This is a genomic window from Streptomyces sp. NPDC021115 (assembly GCF_044333065.1).
Taxonomy (GTDB): domain Bacteria; phylum Actinomycetota; class Actinomycetes; order Streptomycetales; family Streptomycetaceae; genus Streptomyces.
In genome coordinates this window covers 272,375-289,413 of record NZ_JBIRQF010000009.1, presented here as the reverse complement: position 1 = coordinate 289,413, position 17,039 = coordinate 272,375, and the positions used below count along the sequence as shown (strand labels likewise).

Here is a 17,039-nt window from a genome sequence, read left to right as displayed (position 1 = left end):
GTGCGGCGGGGGATCAGGCCCGGGGGGAGCGGGCCTTGAAGTCGGTGGCGATCTCGTCGAAGGTCGACCAGCGGACGCCCTCGTGGCCGCTGATGTACTCGATCAGCCGCTCCAGCATCAGCAGCGTCTGAGGACGCCCCGAGACATCGGGATGGATCGTCATGGTGAAGGCCGCGTAGTCCATTTCGCGGTAGACCCAGTCGAACTGGTCGCGCCAGGTCTGCTCCAGCTCGCGCGGGCTGACGAAGCCATGGCTGTTGGCGCTGGCCTTGACGAACATCATGGGCGGCAGGTCGTCGAGGTACCAGTTGGCCGGGATCTCGACCAGGCCGGTCTCCTCGCCGCGCACCAGCGGCTTCATCCACTCCTCGGCAGGACGCGAGTAGTCGATCTTCGTCCAGCTGTCGCCGACGCGCACGTAATAGGGCGTGAAGTCGTTGTGCATCAGGGAGTGGTCGTACGAGATGCCGCGCTCGATCAGCAGCTCGTTGGTCACCGGCGAGAACTCCCACCAGGGGGCGACGTAGCCGGTCGGGCGGCGCCCCGCGACCTTCTCGATCAGCTCGATGCTGCGGTCCAGGATGGCGCTCTCCTGGGCCCGGGTCATCGCGATCGGGTTCTCGTGCGAGTAGCCGTGCGCGCCGATCTCATGGCCGCCGGCGACCACCGCGCGGGTCTGGTCGGGGAAGGTCTCCAGGGAGTGGCCGGGGATGAACCAGGTGGTACGCAGCTCCTTGCGCTCGAACAGGCGCAGCAGCCGCGGCACCGCGACCTCCCCGGCGAACATGCCGCGGGAGATGTCACAGGGCGAGTCCTCGCCGCCGTAGCTGCCCAGCCAGCCCGCCACCGCGTCGACGTCGACGCCGAACGCCACAAAGATCTCTTTAGCCATGCTGGTTCCTCTCCAGTGATGTTTCCAGTGCTGTTTCCAGTGCGGTCCGCACCCGCGCCGGGTCGCCGTAGCACCCGAGCAGGGCGGTGAGCAGGACCCGCGCCTGGGAGGGGCGCAGGGTTCCGGTGGGGACGGCCCCGGCCCGGACCAGGTCGGCGCCGCCGCCGTTGCCGTACACCGCGGCGACCGGTCCGGCGTGGACCCGCGTCGAGAGCGCGACCACGACGCCGGAGCCGACGAGCCGGGCGACCTCGGCGGCGACCTCCGGGTTGGCGTTGCCCGAGCCGGTGGCCTCCAGGACCACCGCGCGGGCGCCCGCGTCGGCCACCGCGCGCAGGGCCTGGATGTCGCAGCCGGGGTAGACCGCGACGATGTCGGTGCGGACGCGCCCGGGGTCGCCGACCGGGAAGGCCGCGAGGTCGAGCGGTTCGGGGCGCAGCGGCGCCGCGGTGATCTCCACCTCGCCGTCGGCCACCCGCCCCAGCGGACCGCCGTCGGGGGCGGCGAACGCGGCGGGGGCCAGGGTGTGGGTCTTGCGGGTGCCGCGCGCGGGGTAGATCCGGCCGTCGAAGGAGATGAGCACGCCGAGGTCGCGGGCGCGGTCGGCGTTCGCGACGGCGATGGCGTCGGCGAGGTTGCGCGGGCCGTCGCCGTCCGGGGCGTCCGCCGGGCGCATCGCGCCGGTGAACACCACGGGCCGGGGGTCGGCGTGGAAGAGGTCGAGGAGGTACGCGGTCTCCTCCAGGCTGTCGGTGCCGTGGGTGACCACCACGCCCTGGACGCCGCTGTCGGCCAGTGCCTCGTGGGCGGCCACGGCGACGTCGCGCATATCGGCCGGGGTCAGCAGATAGCTGCCGAGGCAGAAGACGTCGCGCGTCTCGACCGATACGCCCGGGAGCCGGGGAAGCCGGTCCAGCAGGGCGTCCGCCGGGTCGGCGGCCAGCCGGGTGCCATGGGCGTCCTGACGGGTGGCGATGGTCCCGCCCGTCGACAGTACGACGATCCTGCGCACCCGGCCTCCTCTTGACGTGGCGCGAATCGGGCCACCATTCCTGGCCTGAAACAGCGCCCTGCGTGGCTCAAACTCGTGCCCAAACGTTTGGGGCAATCGTTTGGGTAGGATGTGTGCCACCGGCCACAGGTGTCAAGAGGTCCGCTGTTACCATCACGTTCGTTCGCCGCACGGGGTCGGGGTGCGGCGGTGGGACAACCGGAGGCCGAGCCGAAGTGGGCACGCAGCAATCACGACCGGTCACCCTGCGCACCATCGCCGATCAGCTCGGTCTGCATGTCTCGACCGTCTCGCGGGTCCTGCACGCCAAGCCGGACGAGAGCCTGCGCGCCGCCTCGGCCGAGACCGTGGAGCGGGTCCGCCGGCTCGCCGACGAACTGGGCTACCAGCCCAATCCCCATGCCACCAGCCTGCGCACCCGGCGCAGCAATCTGGTCGGCGTCCTGGTCCCCCGGCTGTCGGACATCGTGCTCGCCACGATCTACGAGGGCATCGAGGAGGCCGCGGCCGAGCAGGGCCTGTCGACGTTCGTCGCCAACACCGGCGACAGCCCCGAGGCGCAGCGCACCCGCACCAAGATGGTCATCGGGCGGCGCGTCGACGGCATGATCTTCGGCGACGCGCACGCGGACGGGCGCTTCCTGGCCGAGGTGGCCGGGCGCGGCATCCCGTTCGTCCTGGTCAGCCGGACCTGTGCCGACCATCCGTCGGTGACCTGCGACGACTATCTGGGCGGACGGCTGGTCGCCGAGCATCTGCTGGAGCTGGGCCACCGCGATGTCGCGGTGGTCGCCGGCGAGCCGTACGCGAGCACCGGTATCGACCGTACGGCGGGCCTGGTGGACCGCTACCGGGAGGCGGGGCTGCCCGTCCCGGCCCACCGGATCACGCACTCCCGCTTCGACGTGTCCGGCGGGCACGCCGCCACGGCGCGGCTGCTGGACACGCCGGAGCCGCCGACGGCGGTCTTCGCGGTGAACGACTTCGCGGCCATCGGCGCGATCGGCGCCCTCCGCGAGCAGGGTCTGCGGGCGGGCGCCGATGTGGCGGTGGTGGGGTTCAACGACACCCCGCTGGCGGCCGAGTTGCCGCTGCCGCTGACGACCGTCCGGTCCCCCATGCTGGAGATGGGCCGCCGGGGGTTGCGGATGCTGGTCCGGCTGCTGGAGGGCGAAGCGGTCGAGTCCGAGCGCCTGCGCCCGGAACTGGTCGTCCGCGCCTCCAGCGCGCCGCGGGTCTGAAGGCTGCCGTTACGCGGCGGTCGTGGCCTGGTAGTAGGTTTCCGGCTCCTCGTCGCGGGGGCCGAACAGGCCGGTCAGGGCCAGGTGCACGACCATCGCGGCCACCGACCACGCCAGCAGCGCGCCCTTGGCGTTCAGCTTCAGCGGGGCGTCGAACGTGACGCCCTTGCCGACCTGCTTGGCGTGCGCCACGACGTCCGTGGACGGCCCGAGCCAGACGCCAAGACGCCAGGCGATCACCGAGCCGAGGACGCCGCCGATCGCCAGCCCGACCACCAGGGCGACCCCGCCGCGGCGGCAGAACAGGAAGGCCAGCAGCGCCGAGACCAGGCCGAAGGCCAGCGCGGCCAGCACGAACACCCCGTCCGCGCCGATCGCGTCCTCGCCCTCCGAGTTCTTCAGATACACGGCCCTGCCGTCCGAGATCAGCGCCACCCGCGGCGCCAGCCACAGCCACAGCAGCCCGAGCAGCACGCCCGCGACCGCCACCGCGATCGCCGCGACGGATGCCTGGACCAGCTCGGCGCGCAGCTCCTCCCCCGGTTCTGAGTGCTCGGAGTGCTCGGCCTCCGCTGCGCCGGGATACGGCTCGGGATGCCCCTGAGCAGCCGGTTCGCCCGGTGTGGGCTGCCCGTGCTCGGCGTCGTCGTGCGGCGAGGGCTGTTCATGCGGCGTCAACGGTGCGGTCACCCCGTCATCGTGCCAGGTGGACGGCGTACTTCGGTCGGCGGGAGGTCCGCTGCGGCGCGTCACCGCACGGCGGCCCGACGATAGGCCCAGGTCGCGGCGGCGAGTGACACCACGGCCACCCCCGCGCACACCCCGAGGTCCGCGCAGACGGCCAGCCAGTCGGGCTGGCCGTCGAAGGACCGGGCCAGGGCTTCCACACCGTACGTCGACGGCAGCAGATCGCGCGCGTACGACACTACCTCCGGCATCCGGCCGGCGGGCAACACTCCCAGCAGCAGCGCGGCCGACATCCCCAACTGCCCCAGCAGCGTGGCCAGTTCCTGGCGCGGGGCGAGCAGCCCGAGGGCCGCGCCCAGACCCGCGAGAGCGGCACCGGACAGCGGAATCACCGCGGCGAGCACCCACAGGTGGCCCATCGGCAGCTGGAACAGCACGCTGCCGACGACCGCGGTGACGGCCGTCCCGGGCACCGTGAAGGAGGCGTACGCGGCGGCCGCGCCGAGCACCACCGCGGCGGGCGGCACCGGGAGTGTCGCGTAGTGGTCGAGCCCGCCGCTCGCCCGCAGCTGGCCGAAGTACTGCGCGAGCAGGTTGAGCGCCACGAAGGCCACGACGAGCACGCTCGACCCGGCCACCACGGACCGCGCCGCGCTGCCGCCCTCGTCCACCACACCGCGCATCAGGACCATGATCCCGACGGACTGGAAGGTCGCCACGAACAGCAGCGGAATCCGGGCCACCCGCGCCCGCGACAGCTGCGCCCGGTAGACCGCGACCAGCGCGGGCAGCAGCCGCGCTGAGGCCGCGAGCGGCGCCGGGTCCACGAGCGGGTCGGGGGCGGCGTCGACCGGCCGGGGCACGGCACCACCGGCCTCCTCGGCCGGCGCACCGGCCTTCGGCATGGCGGGCACGGCCTGCGCGGGCACGACACTCACGTCTGCGCTGCTCCTCTTCCGTCTGGCTCGGTCACGGTCTTGGTTACGGACACGACCACGGGCGCGTTCACCGTACGCCGCGCCGCATGCCGTCCCCGCATGCCGCCCCTCACGTCTTCACCAGCCCCTCCGCGCCCTCCGTACGCCCGCCCAGCGCCACGTACACGTCCTCCAGGCTGGGCGTGGCGAGGGTGAAGTCGTCCAGTGCGGAGAAGGCGGGTCCGCCGGTCACGGTGGCGATCGCGGCGCGCGCCGCGTCCGGGGCCAGCCGGAGCGTCCAGCGCCGCCCGGAGGCGTGTGCGGCGTCCCGCAGCGCGGCGACACCGGGGATGTGCAGCGGCGCCTCGGCGCGCCACACCAGCTCCACCCGCACCTCGTCCGCGACCATCGCCTTGAGCCCGGCGGGGGTGTCGCAGGCGATGACCCGGCCGCGGTCGAGCACCGCGACCCGGTCGAGCACGGTCTCGGCCTCGATGACGTTGTGCGTCACCAGCAGTACGGTCACCCCGCGCTCGGCCCGCCGCCGGTCCACGGCGGCCCAGACGGCGCGGCGGGCCACCGGGTCCATCCCCGTGGTCGGCTCGTCCAGCACCAGCAGCGGCCGCTCCCCCACCAGGGCCGCGGCGACGCAGGCCAGCCGGCGCTGGCCGCCGGAGAGCTTCTTCAGCGGCCGCCCGGCGATCCCGGCGAGCCCCAGCTCCCCGATCACCTCGTCCCGCTCGGCGCGGGCCGCGCGCGCGTCGAGCCCGCGCAGCCGCGCGGTCGTCTCGGCGGCGAGCGCGACGGTCAGCTCGTCCAGCGCGGTGGAGTCCTGGCCCAGGTAGCCGAGGAGCCGGGAGGCGCGCTCGGGGTGGCGTACGAGATCGTGGCCGAGCACCCGGACCTGGCCCTCGTCGGGCCGCAGCAGACCGGTGAGCTGCCGTACGAGGGTCGACTTCCCGGCGCCGTTCGGCCCGAGCAGCCCGAACACCTCACCGCGCACCACGTCCAGGTTGATGCCGTCGCTGGCCCGCACCTCGGGCGTGGCGGGCGCACCGCGGCGGCCACGCGCCGCGGGATAGGTCTTGACCAGGCCGCGCACGGTGCACACCACATCGCCTGCCGTCGCCTGTTTCGCGCCCGTCCTCACGAGTGATGAGGGTACGCGCCCAAACACCCGGAGCCGTCCGCGGGGGCCCGGGCGCTACTGACGCCAGGGGTCTACTCCCCCGCCGGGGCGTGCTCGGCGGCGGTGCGGACGTCGATCTCGCGCCAGAACCCGGCCCGGATGGCGTAGCGGTCGTGCTCGTCGATCTGGTCGTCCTTGTGGGCGAGCAGGCCGAAGCGGGCCGCGTAGCGCAGCAGCTCGCCGTCGATGCGGTGCGGGATGCGCGGGTACTCCGTCGACAGCTGGTGGAGGTGGCCCGCGTCGGACAGCCGCTCCATCCAGCGGCGGGCGAAGACCTGGCCGACCTCGAAGGGGTCGCCGCTGACGGCGGTGATGTCCTCCTCGCGGTCGGCCCAGCGCTGCTCGGCGCTGGTGAGCTGGGCCAGCATGGGCAGATTGGCGGTCTCCGGCGGCTCGCCGACCCCGGAGCCGGGGCCGCGGTCGACCCAGCCCTTGTCGGAGGACCACCGGAGGGTGGCGCTGGGGGCCGGGTGCGGTGCGGCGGGGCTGCCCGGCCCACGGCCCAGGCCCGCGAGGTCCTTCGGGGTGGGCACGCCCTTGGCCCCGCCCGGCGCCGGGGCGTCCGGTGCGTCCGGTGCGGCGGGGGCCGGTCCCGAGGCCGTGCGGGCGTCCGCTCCAGCCGCGGCGGGGGCGGCGCCGGGGGCGCCGGCGGCGGGCCGTGCCGTGCCGTTGTGGGTGGCGGGCGACTCGCCCGCGGCTGCCGCCGCCGCGGCAGCGGCGGCGGTCTCCGGCAGCGGGGCGGCGAGGATGGCGGCGATCTCGGGGCGCGGCTCGGTGGTGGGGGCGCAGGGCCCGGGAAGCTCCTTGGCGCGCACCGCGCCGGTGATCCACGCCCGGTCCAGGACGCGCCGCTCGTCGGCCTCGGCGACCAGGTCCTCGGACTGGTTGTAGTCGCCGTCGGCGGCCTGGACGGCCCACAGATGGACGGCGACGCCGTGCTCCTTGGCCGACATCAGCCCGGGCAGCAGATCGCCGTCGCCGGTGACCAGCACGATGTCGGAGCAGGCGCGGTTGCGGGCCAGCTCGGTCAGCTCGGCGTGCATGGCGGCGTCCACGCCCTTCTGCGCCCAGCGCCCGTCGCTGCGGGTGAGCGCGCCGAGCCGGACGGTCACGCGGGGCATCACGCGCAGCCGCCGGTGCTCGGGCTGCGGTACGCGGTCGGGGGCGCCGTCGAACCAGTAGATGCGCAGCAACGGGCGCTCGGTCTCGGCCTCGGCGCGCTCCCGCAGGCCCTGGATCAGGGTCGCGTGGTCGACGGAGATGCGGGAGCGGGCGGGCTCCCCGGCAAGCAGGCTCGCGGCGGCGCCCAGCAGATAGCCGGCGTCCACCAGGACGACGCAGCGGTCCACGTTCCACCCTCTTTCTGGAAGTCCAGTCGTCGGTCGCCCCCCGACACAGCCGTGCCCCGGATCTCTTCTTTCGTCCCCCCTTCGAGTCTGCCCGACCGCACGGGGGTTATCAGTCCGAACTGGATCACCGGCGTGGCGGATACGGCCTCCTCGACAGGACCGCCCTTCTCACTCACGGTAATTGCCCGAAATGCACGGGTCACCGAGGCGTGTCACTGTTCTTCCGGGGGCTGATCCCAACTGGAGGCACACCACCATGGGTAAGAACAAGAACCGCGATCGCAAGCAGCAGCAACAGCAGAACCGCGGTCAGGCCGACCAGGCGCAGCAGTCCTCGGTGGAGGGGCAGTCCCAGCAGATGCCGCCGGAGGGAGCCCCCTCGTCGGCGCGCAAGGGCCGCCAGAAGAGCTTCGGTCACAACTGACCGCCGCCCATGAGCGATTGAGGGGCGCGCCCGGCCCGCCGGGCGCGCCCCTCACCTGTTCACGGCCGGTCCCTCAGCCCGCCAGGCAGGAGGCTCCCAGCAGCACCTTGAGGTCGCCGAAGAGGGCCGGGTCGGGGGTGACCCGGTGCCGGTCGAGCCGCAGCACGGTGGTCTTGCGCGCCCCCTGCAGCTTGATCCGCACCTCGGTGGAGCCTCGGTGGTGGGTCAGCACCTCGCCCAGCTTCTCGACCAGCGGCGGGGTGACCTTGACGGTCGGAATGGTGATCGTCACCGGGGCGTTGGTGCCCGCCTCGGACAGGTCGGGGACCATCATCTCCATGGCGACCAGCCGCGGGATGTCCTCCCGCTTGTCGAGGCGGCCCTTGACGAAGACGACGACGTCCTCGACGAGCTGGGTGGAGACCAGCTGATAGGTGGCCGGGAAGAACATGCACTCGATCGACCCGGCCAGATCCTCGACGGTCGCGATGGCCCAGGCGTTGCCCTGTTTGGTCATCTTGCGCTGTAGGCCGGAGATGATGCCGCCGATGGTGACGATCGCCCCGTCGGCGTGCTCACCGCCGGTGAGCTGGGAGATGGCGGCGTCCGCCTTGTCGTTGAGGACGTGCTCGATGCCGAAGAGCGGGTGGTCGGAGACGTAGAGGCCCAGCATCTCGCGCTCCTGGGCGAGCAGATACGCCTTGTCCCATTCGATGTCGGAGAACTCGATGTCGAGGCCGAAGCCGGGCGCCTCCCCGTCGCCGCTCTCGCCGCCCATGCCGCCGAAGAGGTCGAACTGCCCCTCGGCCTCCTTGCGCTTCACCGCCACCACGTTGTCGATCATCGTTTCGTAGTGCGCGGTGAGGCCCTTGCGGGTGTGGCCCATCTCGTCGAAGGCGCCCGCCTTGATGAGCGATTCGGTGGTGCGCTTGTTGCAGACGACCGCCTCGACCTTGTCCAGGTAGTCGGGGAACGAGCTGTACTTCCCCTTGGACTTGCGGCCCCGGATGATCGCTTCCACCACGTTCTGACCGACGTTGCGGACCGCGGTGAGGCCGAAGAGGATCACATCGTCACCCTGGGCGGTGAAGTTGGCCTCGGACTCGTTGACGTCGGGCGTGAGCACCTTGATGCCCATGCGGCGGCATTCGTTGAGGTAGATCGCCGACTTGTCCTTGTCGTCGCGGACCGAGGTGAGCAGCGCCGCCATGTACTCGGCGGGGTAGTTCGCCTTGAGGTACGCGGTCCAGTAGGTGACCAGGCCGTACGCGGAGGAGTGCGCCTTGTTGAACGCGTATCCGGCGAACGGGACCAGCACGTCCCACACGGCCTGGATCGCCTCGTCGGAGTAGCCGCGCTCGCGGCAGCCCTTCTGGAAGGGCACGAACTCCTTGTCCAGGACCTCCTGCTTCTTCTTGCCCATCGCCCGGCGCAGCAGGTCGGCCTGTCCGAGCGAGTACCCCGCGAGCACCTGGGCGGCCTTCTGCACCTGCTCCTGGTACACGATGAGGCCGTAGGTGATGCCGAGGACCTCCTTGAGCGGCTCCTCCAGCTCGGGGTGGATCGGGGTGATCTCCTGCTGGCCGTTCTTGCGCAGGGCGTAGTTGATGTGCGAGTTCATGCCCATCGGGCCCGGCCGGTAGAGGGCCGAGACGGCGGAAATGTCCTCGAAGTGGTCGGGCTTCATCATGCGCAGCAGGGAGCGCATGGGGCCGCCGTCGAACTGGAAGACGCCGAGGGTGTCGCCGCGGCAGAGCAGTTCGAAGGTCTTGGGGTCGTCCAGCGACAGATCGAGCATCTTGAGGTCGACGCCCTTGTTGGCGCGGACCATCTTGACCGCGTCATCCATGATGGTGAGGTTGCGCAGGCCGAGGAAGTCCATCTTCAGCAGGCCCAGCGACTCACAGGTCGGATAGTCCCACTGGGTCACGACCTGACCGTCGTTCTTCGGCGAGAACACCGGGACGTGGTCGGTCACCGTCTCGCTGGACATGATCACGCCCGCGGCGTGCACGCCCATCTGCCGGACCAGGCCCTCGATGCCGCGCGCGGTGTCGATGACCTTCTTCACGTCCGGCTCGTTCTCGTACATCCCGCGCACCTCGCCCGCCTCGCTGTAGCGGGGGTGCTTCTCGTCGGTGATGCCGGACAGCGGGATGCCCTTGCCGAGGACGTCGGCGGGCATGGCCTTGGTGATGCGGTCACCCATCGCGTACGGGTAGCCCAGCACCCGGGCCGAGTCCTTGATCGCGTTCTTGGCCTTAATGGTGCCGTACGTACCGATCTGGGCGACCTTGTCGGCGCCGTACTTCTCGGTGACGTACCGGATGACCTCACCGCGCCGACGCTCGTCGAAGTCGATGTCGACATCGGGCATGGACACGCGCTCGGGGTTGAGGAACCGCTCGAAGATCAGCCCGTGCTCGACCGGGTCGAGGTCGGTGATGCCCAGCGCGTACGACACGATCGAACCGGCCGCGGAGCCTCGGCCGGGGCCCACCGCGATGCCGTTGTTCTTGGCCCACATGATGAAGTCGGCGACCACGAGGAAGTACCCCGGGAACCCCATCTGGATGATGACGTCCATCTCGTACTGGGAGAGCTTCTCCCGGTCCTCGGGAACGCCGCCGGGGAAGCGCTGGGCCATCCCCTTGCGGACCTCCTCCTGGAACCAGGTGACCTCGGTGTACCCCTCGGGCACGTCGAAGCGCGGCATCAGGTCGCGCTTCTCGAACCAGCCGGTGGCATCGACCTGCTCGGCGACCAGGAGGGTGTTGCGGCACCCCTCCTGCCAGGCGTCCGAGGAGTCGATGGCGTACATCTCCTCGGTGGACTTCAGGTAGTAGCCGGTGCCGTCGAAGCGGAAGCGGTCCGGGTCGGAGAGGTTCTTGCCGGTCTGGACGCACAGCAGCGCGTCGTGCGCCACGGACTCGCGGGAGTAGGTGTAGTGCGAGTCGTTGGTGACCAGCGGCGGGATGCCCAGCTTCTTGCCGACCTCCAGCAGCCCGTCCCGGACCCGGCGCTCGATCTCGATGCCGTGGTCCATCAGCTCCAGGAAATAGCGGTCCTTGCCGAAGATGTCCTGGTACTCGGAGGCCGCCTTCACCGCCTCGTCGAACTGGCCGAGCCGCAGCTTGGTCTGGAGCTCGCCGGACGGGCAGCCGGTGGAGGCGATCAGCCCCTCGGACCACTGGGCGATGGTCTCCTTGTCCATCCGGGGCCACTTGACGAAGTAACCCTCCATATAGGCGTCGGAGGAGAGCCGGAAGAGGTTGTGCAGACCGGTCTTGTTCGACGCCCAGAGGGTCTTGTGGGTGTAACCACCGGAACCGGAGACGTCATCGCGCTTCTGATGCGGCTGACCCCACTGGACCCGTCGCTTGTAGCGCCGCGACTCCGGGGCGACATACGCCTCGATACCGATGATCGGGGTGACCCCGGCGGCCGTCGCCTGCTGGTAGAAGTCGTACGCACCGTGCAGGTTGCCATGGTCGGTCATGGCGATGTGCGTCATGCCCATCTCGTTGCAGGCGTTGAACATGTCCTTGAGCCGCGCCGCACCGTCCAGCAGCGAGTACTGGGTGTGGACATGCAGGTGCGTGAAGGGCGGCTTGGTCACGGTGACAGACCTCCGGCGAACGGTCGATGACAGCTGGGTGGGACAGGACCGAAGGTTACCCCTCCGGACTGACAGCGGACGGGCACGGGCGAGTAGCCTCAGGCGTTGATCCTCTCGGGATCCTCCGTCCCGTCATGTACGTCGGAACGTATGTCGCACGGGATGAAGAACACCCTGTCGCACACGTCACCACCCACATCACCACGCCGTAATCCCCATGCCCCAGGAGGCGCTCCGCGATGTCGACCCAGCAGACCCAGGCGGAACAGCGCGGCGAGCACATCCTCGCCGTCTTCGACACCGCCTTCGGCGAGCTGCTCGCCGCCGACCCGGCCGCCTTCCGGGTGAAATTCCGGAAGATGGCGGCCTCGGCGTTCGCCTTCTACCGCGGCACCGCCTGCCTCTTCTACTCCGACGTGGAGCGCGAGCGCGCCGGCGGTCCTTACCTGGACGACCGCACCAGCCGGGTGTGGATCCACGGTGATCTCCACGCCGAGAACTTCGGCAGCTACATGGACGCCAACGGGCGTCTGGTCTTCAACGTCAACGACTTCGACGAGGCGTACGTCGGCCCCTTCACCTGGGACCTCAAGCGCTTCGCCGCCTCCGTCGCGCTCATCGGCTACACCAAGGCGCTCAGCGACGAGAAGATCACCGAGCTGGTGCGGGTCTACGCCGCCGCCTACCGCGAGCGGATCCACGCGCTGGCCACCGGCGCCAAGAACGACGAGGTGCCGCCCTTCACGCTGGAGACCGCCGAGGGCCCGCTGCTGGACGCGCTGCGCGTCGCCCGCTCGCTGACCCGCTTCGGGCTGCTCGACTCGATGACCGAGATCCGCGACTTCGAGCGCCGCTTCTCGCCGGGCGGCGGCTCCATCGAGCTGGACGCCGCGACCCGCTACAAGGTGCTGGCCGCCTTCGACGGCTATCTGGAAACGCTTCCCGAGTCCAGTCTCGCGCGTCCGGACTCCTACCGCGTCAAGGACGTCGTGGGCCGCCGGGGCATCGGCATCGGCAGCGCCGGGCTGCCCTCGTACAACATCCTCCTGGAGGGCAACAGCGACGCCCTGGAGAACGACGTGGTGATCTACATGAAGCAGGCGCAGACCCCGGCGGTCTCCCGGCACATCACCGATGAGCAGGTGCGCGCCTACTTCCACCACGAGGGACACCGCACGGTGATCTCGCAGCGCGCGCTCCAGGCGCACGCCGACCCGTGGCTGGGCTGGACCGAGCTGGACGGCGCCGGGCAGCTGGTCGCCGAGATCTCGCCGTACGCGGTGGACCTGGACTGGAGCGACATCGACGACCCGGCCGAGATCGCGGCGGTCGTCGCGGACCTCGGGCGGGCCACGGCCACCATGCACGCCGCCGCCGACGACCAGAGCGGCCACTCGCTGGTGCCGTTCTCCACCGAGCGCGCCATCGACGCGGTGATCGCCGCCGACGAGGACGGCTTCGCGGAGCTGCTGGTGGACTTCGCCCACACCTACGGCGCCCGGGCGCGGGCCGACCACCAGATCTTCGTGGACCTCTTCCGCAACGGCCGCATCCCGGGGCTGTGACCAGGGGGTGTGGCCAGGGGCTGTGACCAGGGCCTCCGGGGTGCCCGCAGGGGCGCCCCGCGGGTCCGGCGGCCCCCTCTTGATGTCACTCCTACAGGCGAACGTGGCACAATCCGACCTTATGGACGGGATGGCCAGCGCCGTGGGGACCGGCGGCACCGGGCCCCAGCTGAGGGCCCTGCGCGCGGCGCTCTTCACAGCGCTGTGCGTGACCCTGTCCTCGGCCTCCCATGTGCTGCTCTCCCGCGTCCCGCTGCCGCTGTCCACGGTCGCGCTGCTCGCGGTGGCCGTCTTCGCCCTCGCGTACGCCCTCGCGGGCCGGGAGCGGGGCTTCTGGGGCATCGCCGCCCTGCTGGTCCCGCTGGAGCTGGCCGCCGACACGATCTTCACCACGGGCCAGGACGCCTGTTACGGCCAGTCCGGCGGCCCGGTGGCCGGTCCCCTGCGCTCCATGGGCGTCGACCTGCTCTGCGGCAGCGGCGATGTGGGCACCCCCCTGGCCGGCGTCACCCATTCGGGGGATGCCGGTACGGCCCTGTCCACCGCCGTCAGCTCCGCCACGCCCTGGCTGCTGCTCGCCGCCCATGTGGCCGTCGGACTGATCGCCTCGGCCTGGCTGCGGCGCGGTGAGGCCGCCGTCGCGCGGCTGCTGGGCGCGCTGGCCGGCTTCGCCTTCCGGCCGCTGCTGCTGGCCGTCGCGGTGGTCACCGCGGCCCTGCGGCCCAAGGCTCCGGCCGCGCTGCCGACGCGCCCCGCGCGCCGGGCCCCCGCGCTCCCCCTTCTGGTGCACTCCGTCGTGCGTCGTGGACCGCCCTGCTCAGTCGCCGCCTGAGCACAGCGTTTCCCTTCCACGTACGCATTACCGACCGACGTAGAACGACGGAGATCGATCACTCATGAGCAACCGCAACAGCCACCAGAACAAGCAGGCCGCGCGCGAGCGGCTGCGCGCCGAGCGCGAGCGCCAGGCCAAGAAGGAGCGGATGCGCCGCCAGCTGTTCGTCGGCGGCGCGGTCCTCGCGGTCCTCGCGATAGCGGGCGGCATAGGCTACGCCGTCACCAACATGAACACGGACAACGTCAACCAGAAGTGGCGGGCGGCGGCCGACAAGAAGACGATGGCCAAGCCCGCCAACACCAGCGGGCCCCAGGGCACCACGGTCGTCATCGGCGACAAGAAGGCCAAGAACACCCTGCACATCTACGAGGACATGCGCTGCCCGGTCTGCGCCATGTTCGAGCAGAAGACCGGCCCGACCGTGCTCAAGGACATCAAGGACGGCACCTTCAAGGCGCAGTTCACGATGGGCACCTTCCTCGACGACAACAAGCAGATGCCCGGCGCCGGGTCGAAGAACGCCCTGAGCGCGCTCGGCGCGGCGCTCAACGAGAGCCCGCAGGCGTTCCTGGACTACAAGTCGGCGCTCTACTCCCTGAAGAACCACCCCCAGGAGACGGACGACGCGTTCGCCGACGACCAGAAGCTGATCGACGTCGCCCAGCAGGTCAAGGAGCTGAAGGGCAACGCGGCCTTCGAGAAGGCCGTGAAGAAGGGCACCTACGACCGGTGGGCGCTCGCCATGTCCGACTCCTTCAACAAGGCCAAGGACGTCGACGGCACCCCGGCCTTCAAGCTCAACGGCAAGGTGCTGGAGACCCCCCAGAAGAATCCGCCCATGACGCCGGACCAGTTCACCCCGCTCCTCCAGCAGAACCTCAAGAAGTAGCCGCACCGAAGCAGCAGCCGCACCGCCGGGTCCGCGCGGATGTCCCCGAGGGCACGCCCGCCGACCCGGCGGTGACCCCGCGGCGACGCATCGGCGAACTTCCCCCTGAGGGCCTGCCCTTCGGGGCTACTTGCCAGTAATGTCGTCGGCCGTGACCGACGCCAAAAACCACATATCCCGCCGCAGCGCCGTCACGGCCGTAGCGGCCACCGCCGCCCTGCTGCCGCTCGCCGCCCAGACGGCCGCCCACGCCGACTCCGGTCCCGCCTTCCTGCACGGCGTCGCCTCCGGCGATCCGCTGCCCGACGGCGTCCTGCTGTGGACGCGCGTCACCCCCACCCCCGACGCCGTACCCGGTTCGGGCCTCGGCCCGGCCGTCGAGATCGGCTGGGAGGTGGCCACGGACCGGCAGTTCGGCACGGTCGTGGCGCACGGCACCACCAAGGCCACCGCCTCCGCCGACCACACCGTCAAGGCCGATGTGCGCGGACTGCGCCCGGCCACCGACTACTTCTACCGCTTCCAGGCGGACGGCGGCGCGTACTCCCCCGTCGGCCGCACCCGGACCGCCCCCGCGGCCGACGCCGCGGCCACCGGCATCCGCTTCGGCGTGGTCTCCTGCGCCAACTGGGAAGCGGGCTACTTCGCCCCGTACCGCCATCTCGCCGCGCGCACCGACCTGGACGCGGTCCTGCATCTGGGCGACTACATCTACGAGTACCAGAGCGGTGGATACCCCGACCGGAAGTACGTCGTCCGGCAGCACGCCCCCACCCACGAGATCGTCACCCTCGCCGACTACCGCACCCGGCACGGCCGGTACAAGACGGACGCCGACCTCCAGGCGCTGCACGCCGCCGTGCCGATGATCGCCATCTGGGACGACCACGAGTTCGCCAACGACGCCTGGTCGGGCGGGGCCGAGAACCACACCCCCGGCACCGAGGGCGCCTGGGCGTCCCGGATGACCGCCGCCAAGCAGGCGTACTTCGAGTGGATGCCGGTGCGCCCCTCCACCGAGGGCACCACCTACCGGCGGCTGCGCTACGGCACCCTCGCCGACCTCCACCTGCTCGACCTGCGCTCGTTCCGCTCCCAGCAGGCGTCCGTGGGCAGCGGCGCGGTGGACGACCCCGACCGTACGATCACCGGGCGCGCCCAGCTCGACTGGCTCAAGTCCGGGCTCAGCGGCTCGGACACCACTTGGCGGCTGGTGGGCAACTCGGTGATGATCTCGCCGGTCGCCTTCGGCGCGCTCCCCGCCGAGGTGCTCGCCCCGCTGGCCGAACTCCTCGGGCTGCCCAAGGAGGGCCTGGCGATCAACACCGACCAGTGGGACGGCTACACGGACGACCGGCGCGAGCTCCTCGCCCACCTGACCGGGAACGCCATCGGCAACACCGTCTTCCTCACCGGTGACATCCACATGGCGTGGGCGAACGACGTGCCGGTGAAGGCCGCGACCTATCCGCTCTCCGACTCGGCCGCGACCGAGTTCGTGGTCACCTCGGTGACCTCCGACAACCTGGACGATCTGCTCCACGTACCGGCGCACACCGTCTCACTGGCCGCGGCCGCCGCCCTGCGTGCCGCCAACCGCCATGTGAAGTGGCTGGACATGGACGCCCACGGCTACGGCGTGCTCGACGTCACCGCCGAGCGCGCCCAGATGGACTACTACGCCGTCTCCGACAAGACCGACGCCCGCGCCACCGCGTCCTGGGCCCGGTCCTACCGCACCCGCTCCGGCACCCAGCGGATCGAGCGCGCCGACCGGCCGGTGGTCTGACCGCTACCCCACCTCGTCGAGGAAGCCGAGCGCCACCCGCCAGGTGGCCTCGGCGGCCTGCTCGTCGTAGTCCGGCAGCTCCGGGTCGGTGTACAGATGCCCGGCACCCGGATAGCGGAAGACCTCCACCTCGGCCCCGGCCCGCCCCATCCGCAGGTACCAGGCGTTCAGCCAGTCGTGCGGCTCGAACGGGTCGGGGTCGGCGACGTGCAGCTGCACCGGCAGCTCGTCGGTCGTGGTGTCGTCGGCGATGTCCGAAGTGCCGTGCAGCAGGAGCAGCCCGCGCGCCTTCGCGTCGGCCAGCGCCAGGTTCTGCGCGATCGAGCCGCCGAGCGAGAAGCCCGCGTAGACCAGACCGCGGTCGGAGACCGGCGCCGCGGCCCGCACCGCCCGCTTCAGCAGCTCGTCCGCGCCGATCTCCTCCTTGAGGGCCATGCCCTCCTCGGCGGTGTCCGCCGTCCGCCCCTCGTACAGATCGGGTACGTGCACCTCGTGCCCCGCGGCACGCAGCCGGTCCGCGGCCGCGTGCACGGCGGGCCGCAGTCCGTACATGGAATGGAGAAGCAGGATCGGGGAACGGGTCACAGTGTTCACTTCCTAGTGGGTGGAACGCGCTTCGCCCATCGTG

Annotated in this window: 14 protein-coding genes; 6 read left to right on the top strand and 8 right to left on the bottom strand. The window is 71.2% G+C overall.

The features are described 5' to 3' along the window. Positions 1 to 13 precede the first annotated feature (13 nt). A complete protein-coding gene (locus ACH4TL_RS27285; RefSeq protein WP_398319963.1) occupies positions 14 to 892 on the bottom strand; it encodes a polysaccharide deacetylase in 879 nt (292 codons plus the stop codon). Continuing rightward, positions 885 to 1,904, bottom strand: a complete 1,020-nt coding sequence (locus ACH4TL_RS27280; protein WP_398319966.1) for an asparaginase — start codon at positions 1,902 to 1,904, stop codon at positions 885 to 887. The genes ACH4TL_RS27285 and ACH4TL_RS27280 overlap by 8 nt, the downstream gene beginning before the upstream one ends. Positions 1,905 to 2,119: 215 nt before the next feature. Between ACH4TL_RS27280 and ACH4TL_RS27275 the strand changes: the two genes are divergently transcribed. Next, positions 2,120 to 3,145 carry a LacI family DNA-binding transcriptional regulator gene (locus tag ACH4TL_RS27275; RefSeq protein WP_398319969.1) on the top strand — a complete coding sequence of 342 codons (1,026 nt, stop codon included), beginning with the start codon at positions 2,120 to 2,122 and terminating at the stop codon, positions 3,143 to 3,145. 9 nt (positions 3,146 to 3,154) lie between these two features. On the opposite strand, the gene ACH4TL_RS27270 is transcribed toward ACH4TL_RS27275, so the two are convergent. The 4 genes from ACH4TL_RS27270 to ACH4TL_RS27255 all read right to left on the bottom strand — a co-directional run bounded on the left by ACH4TL_RS27270 (position 3,155) and on the right by ACH4TL_RS27255 (position 7,287). Further along, a complete protein-coding gene (locus ACH4TL_RS27270; RefSeq protein ID WP_398319972.1) occupies positions 3,155 to 3,835 on the bottom strand; it encodes an ABC transporter permease in 681 nt (226 codons plus the stop codon). Positions 3,836 to 3,894: 59 nt separating this feature from the next. After that, the gene (locus tag ACH4TL_RS27265; RefSeq protein WP_398320642.1) at positions 3,895 to 4,737 is read right to left on the bottom strand and encodes an ABC transporter permease; all 843 of its coding nucleotides are present in this window, start codon (positions 4,735 to 4,737) and stop codon (positions 3,895 to 3,897) included. A gap of 142 nt (positions 4,738 to 4,879) precedes the next feature. After that, positions 4,880 to 5,860 carry an ABC transporter ATP-binding protein gene (locus tag ACH4TL_RS27260; protein WP_398320645.1) on the bottom strand — a complete coding sequence of 327 codons (981 nt, stop codon included), beginning with the start codon at positions 5,858 to 5,860 and terminating at the stop codon, positions 4,880 to 4,882. Between the two features lie 110 nt (positions 5,861 to 5,970). After that, entirely contained in the window at positions 5,971 to 7,287 is a 1,317-nt protein-coding gene (locus tag ACH4TL_RS27255) for an NYN domain-containing protein (protein WP_398319975.1), read from the bottom strand. 256 nt (positions 7,288 to 7,543) lie between these two features. Here ACH4TL_RS27255 and ACH4TL_RS27250 point away from each other — a divergent pair, with 256 nt between their 5' ends. Continuing rightward, positions 7,544 to 7,711 (top strand): hypothetical protein, encoded by a 168-nt coding sequence (locus tag ACH4TL_RS27250; protein ID WP_398319978.1) that lies wholly within the window; start codon positions 7,544 to 7,546, stop codon positions 7,709 to 7,711. Positions 7,712 to 7,784: 73 nt separating this feature from the next. On the opposite strand, the gene dnaE is transcribed toward ACH4TL_RS27250, so the two are convergent. After that, positions 7,785 to 11,330, bottom strand: a complete 3,546-nt coding sequence (gene dnaE / locus ACH4TL_RS27245; RefSeq protein ID WP_398319981.1) for a DNA polymerase III subunit alpha — start codon at positions 11,328 to 11,330, stop codon at positions 7,785 to 7,787. A gap of 239 nt (positions 11,331 to 11,569) precedes the next feature. Between dnaE and ACH4TL_RS27240 the strand changes: the two genes are divergently transcribed. The 4 genes from ACH4TL_RS27240 to ACH4TL_RS27225 all read left to right on the top strand — a co-directional run bounded on the left by ACH4TL_RS27240 (position 11,570) and on the right by ACH4TL_RS27225 (position 16,411). Beyond that, positions 11,570 to 12,895, top strand: coding sequence for a DUF2252 domain-containing protein (locus ACH4TL_RS27240; RefSeq protein WP_398319984.1), 1,326 nt, complete (start codon positions 11,570 to 11,572; stop codon positions 12,893 to 12,895). 130 nt (positions 12,896 to 13,025) lie between these two features. After that, complete coding sequence (locus ACH4TL_RS27235; protein ID WP_398320648.1) at positions 13,026 to 13,727, top strand: hypothetical protein; 702 nt, start codon at positions 13,026 to 13,028, stop codon at positions 13,725 to 13,727. Between the two features lie 64 nt (positions 13,728 to 13,791). Next, entirely contained in the window at positions 13,792 to 14,622 is an 831-nt protein-coding gene (locus ACH4TL_RS27230) for a DsbA family protein (protein ID WP_398319987.1), read from the top strand. A gap of 139 nt (positions 14,623 to 14,761) precedes the next feature. Continuing rightward, positions 14,762 to 16,411 (top strand): alkaline phosphatase D family protein, encoded by a 1,650-nt coding sequence (locus ACH4TL_RS27225; protein WP_398319990.1) that lies wholly within the window; start codon positions 14,762 to 14,764, stop codon positions 16,409 to 16,411. A 3-nt stretch (positions 16,412 to 16,414) separates the two neighbouring features. Here ACH4TL_RS27225 and ACH4TL_RS27220 read toward each other — a convergent pair whose 3' ends face one another. After that, on the bottom strand, positions 16,415 to 16,996 hold the full coding sequence (locus tag ACH4TL_RS27220) for a dienelactone hydrolase family protein (protein ID WP_398320651.1): 582 nt from the start codon (positions 16,994 to 16,996) through the stop codon (positions 16,415 to 16,417). Positions 16,997 to 17,039 lie beyond the last annotated feature (43 nt).

Coding starts and splice junctions, on each gene's coding strand:
- ACH4TL_RS27285 (WP_398319963.1), bottom strand. CDS start 892: ATGGCTAAAGAGATCTTTGTGGCGTTCGGCGTCGACGTCGACGCGGTG.
- ACH4TL_RS27265 (WP_398320642.1), bottom strand. CDS start 4,737: ATGCCGAAGGCCGGTGCGCCGGCCGAGGAGGCCGGTGGTGCCGTGCCC.
- ACH4TL_RS27250 (WP_398319978.1), top strand. CDS start 7,544: ATGGGTAAGAACAAGAACCGCGATCGCAAGCAGCAGCAACAGCAGAAC.
- ACH4TL_RS27240 (WP_398319984.1), top strand. CDS start 11,570: ATGTCGACCCAGCAGACCCAGGCGGAACAGCGCGGCGAGCACATCCTC.
- ACH4TL_RS27235 (WP_398320648.1), top strand. CDS start 13,026: ATGGCCAGCGCCGTGGGGACCGGCGGCACCGGGCCCCAGCTGAGGGCC.
- ACH4TL_RS27230 (WP_398319987.1), top strand. CDS start 13,792: ATGAGCAACCGCAACAGCCACCAGAACAAGCAGGCCGCGCGCGAGCGG.
- ACH4TL_RS27225 (WP_398319990.1), top strand. CDS start 14,762: ATGTCGTCGGCCGTGACCGACGCCAAAAACCACATATCCCGCCGCAGC.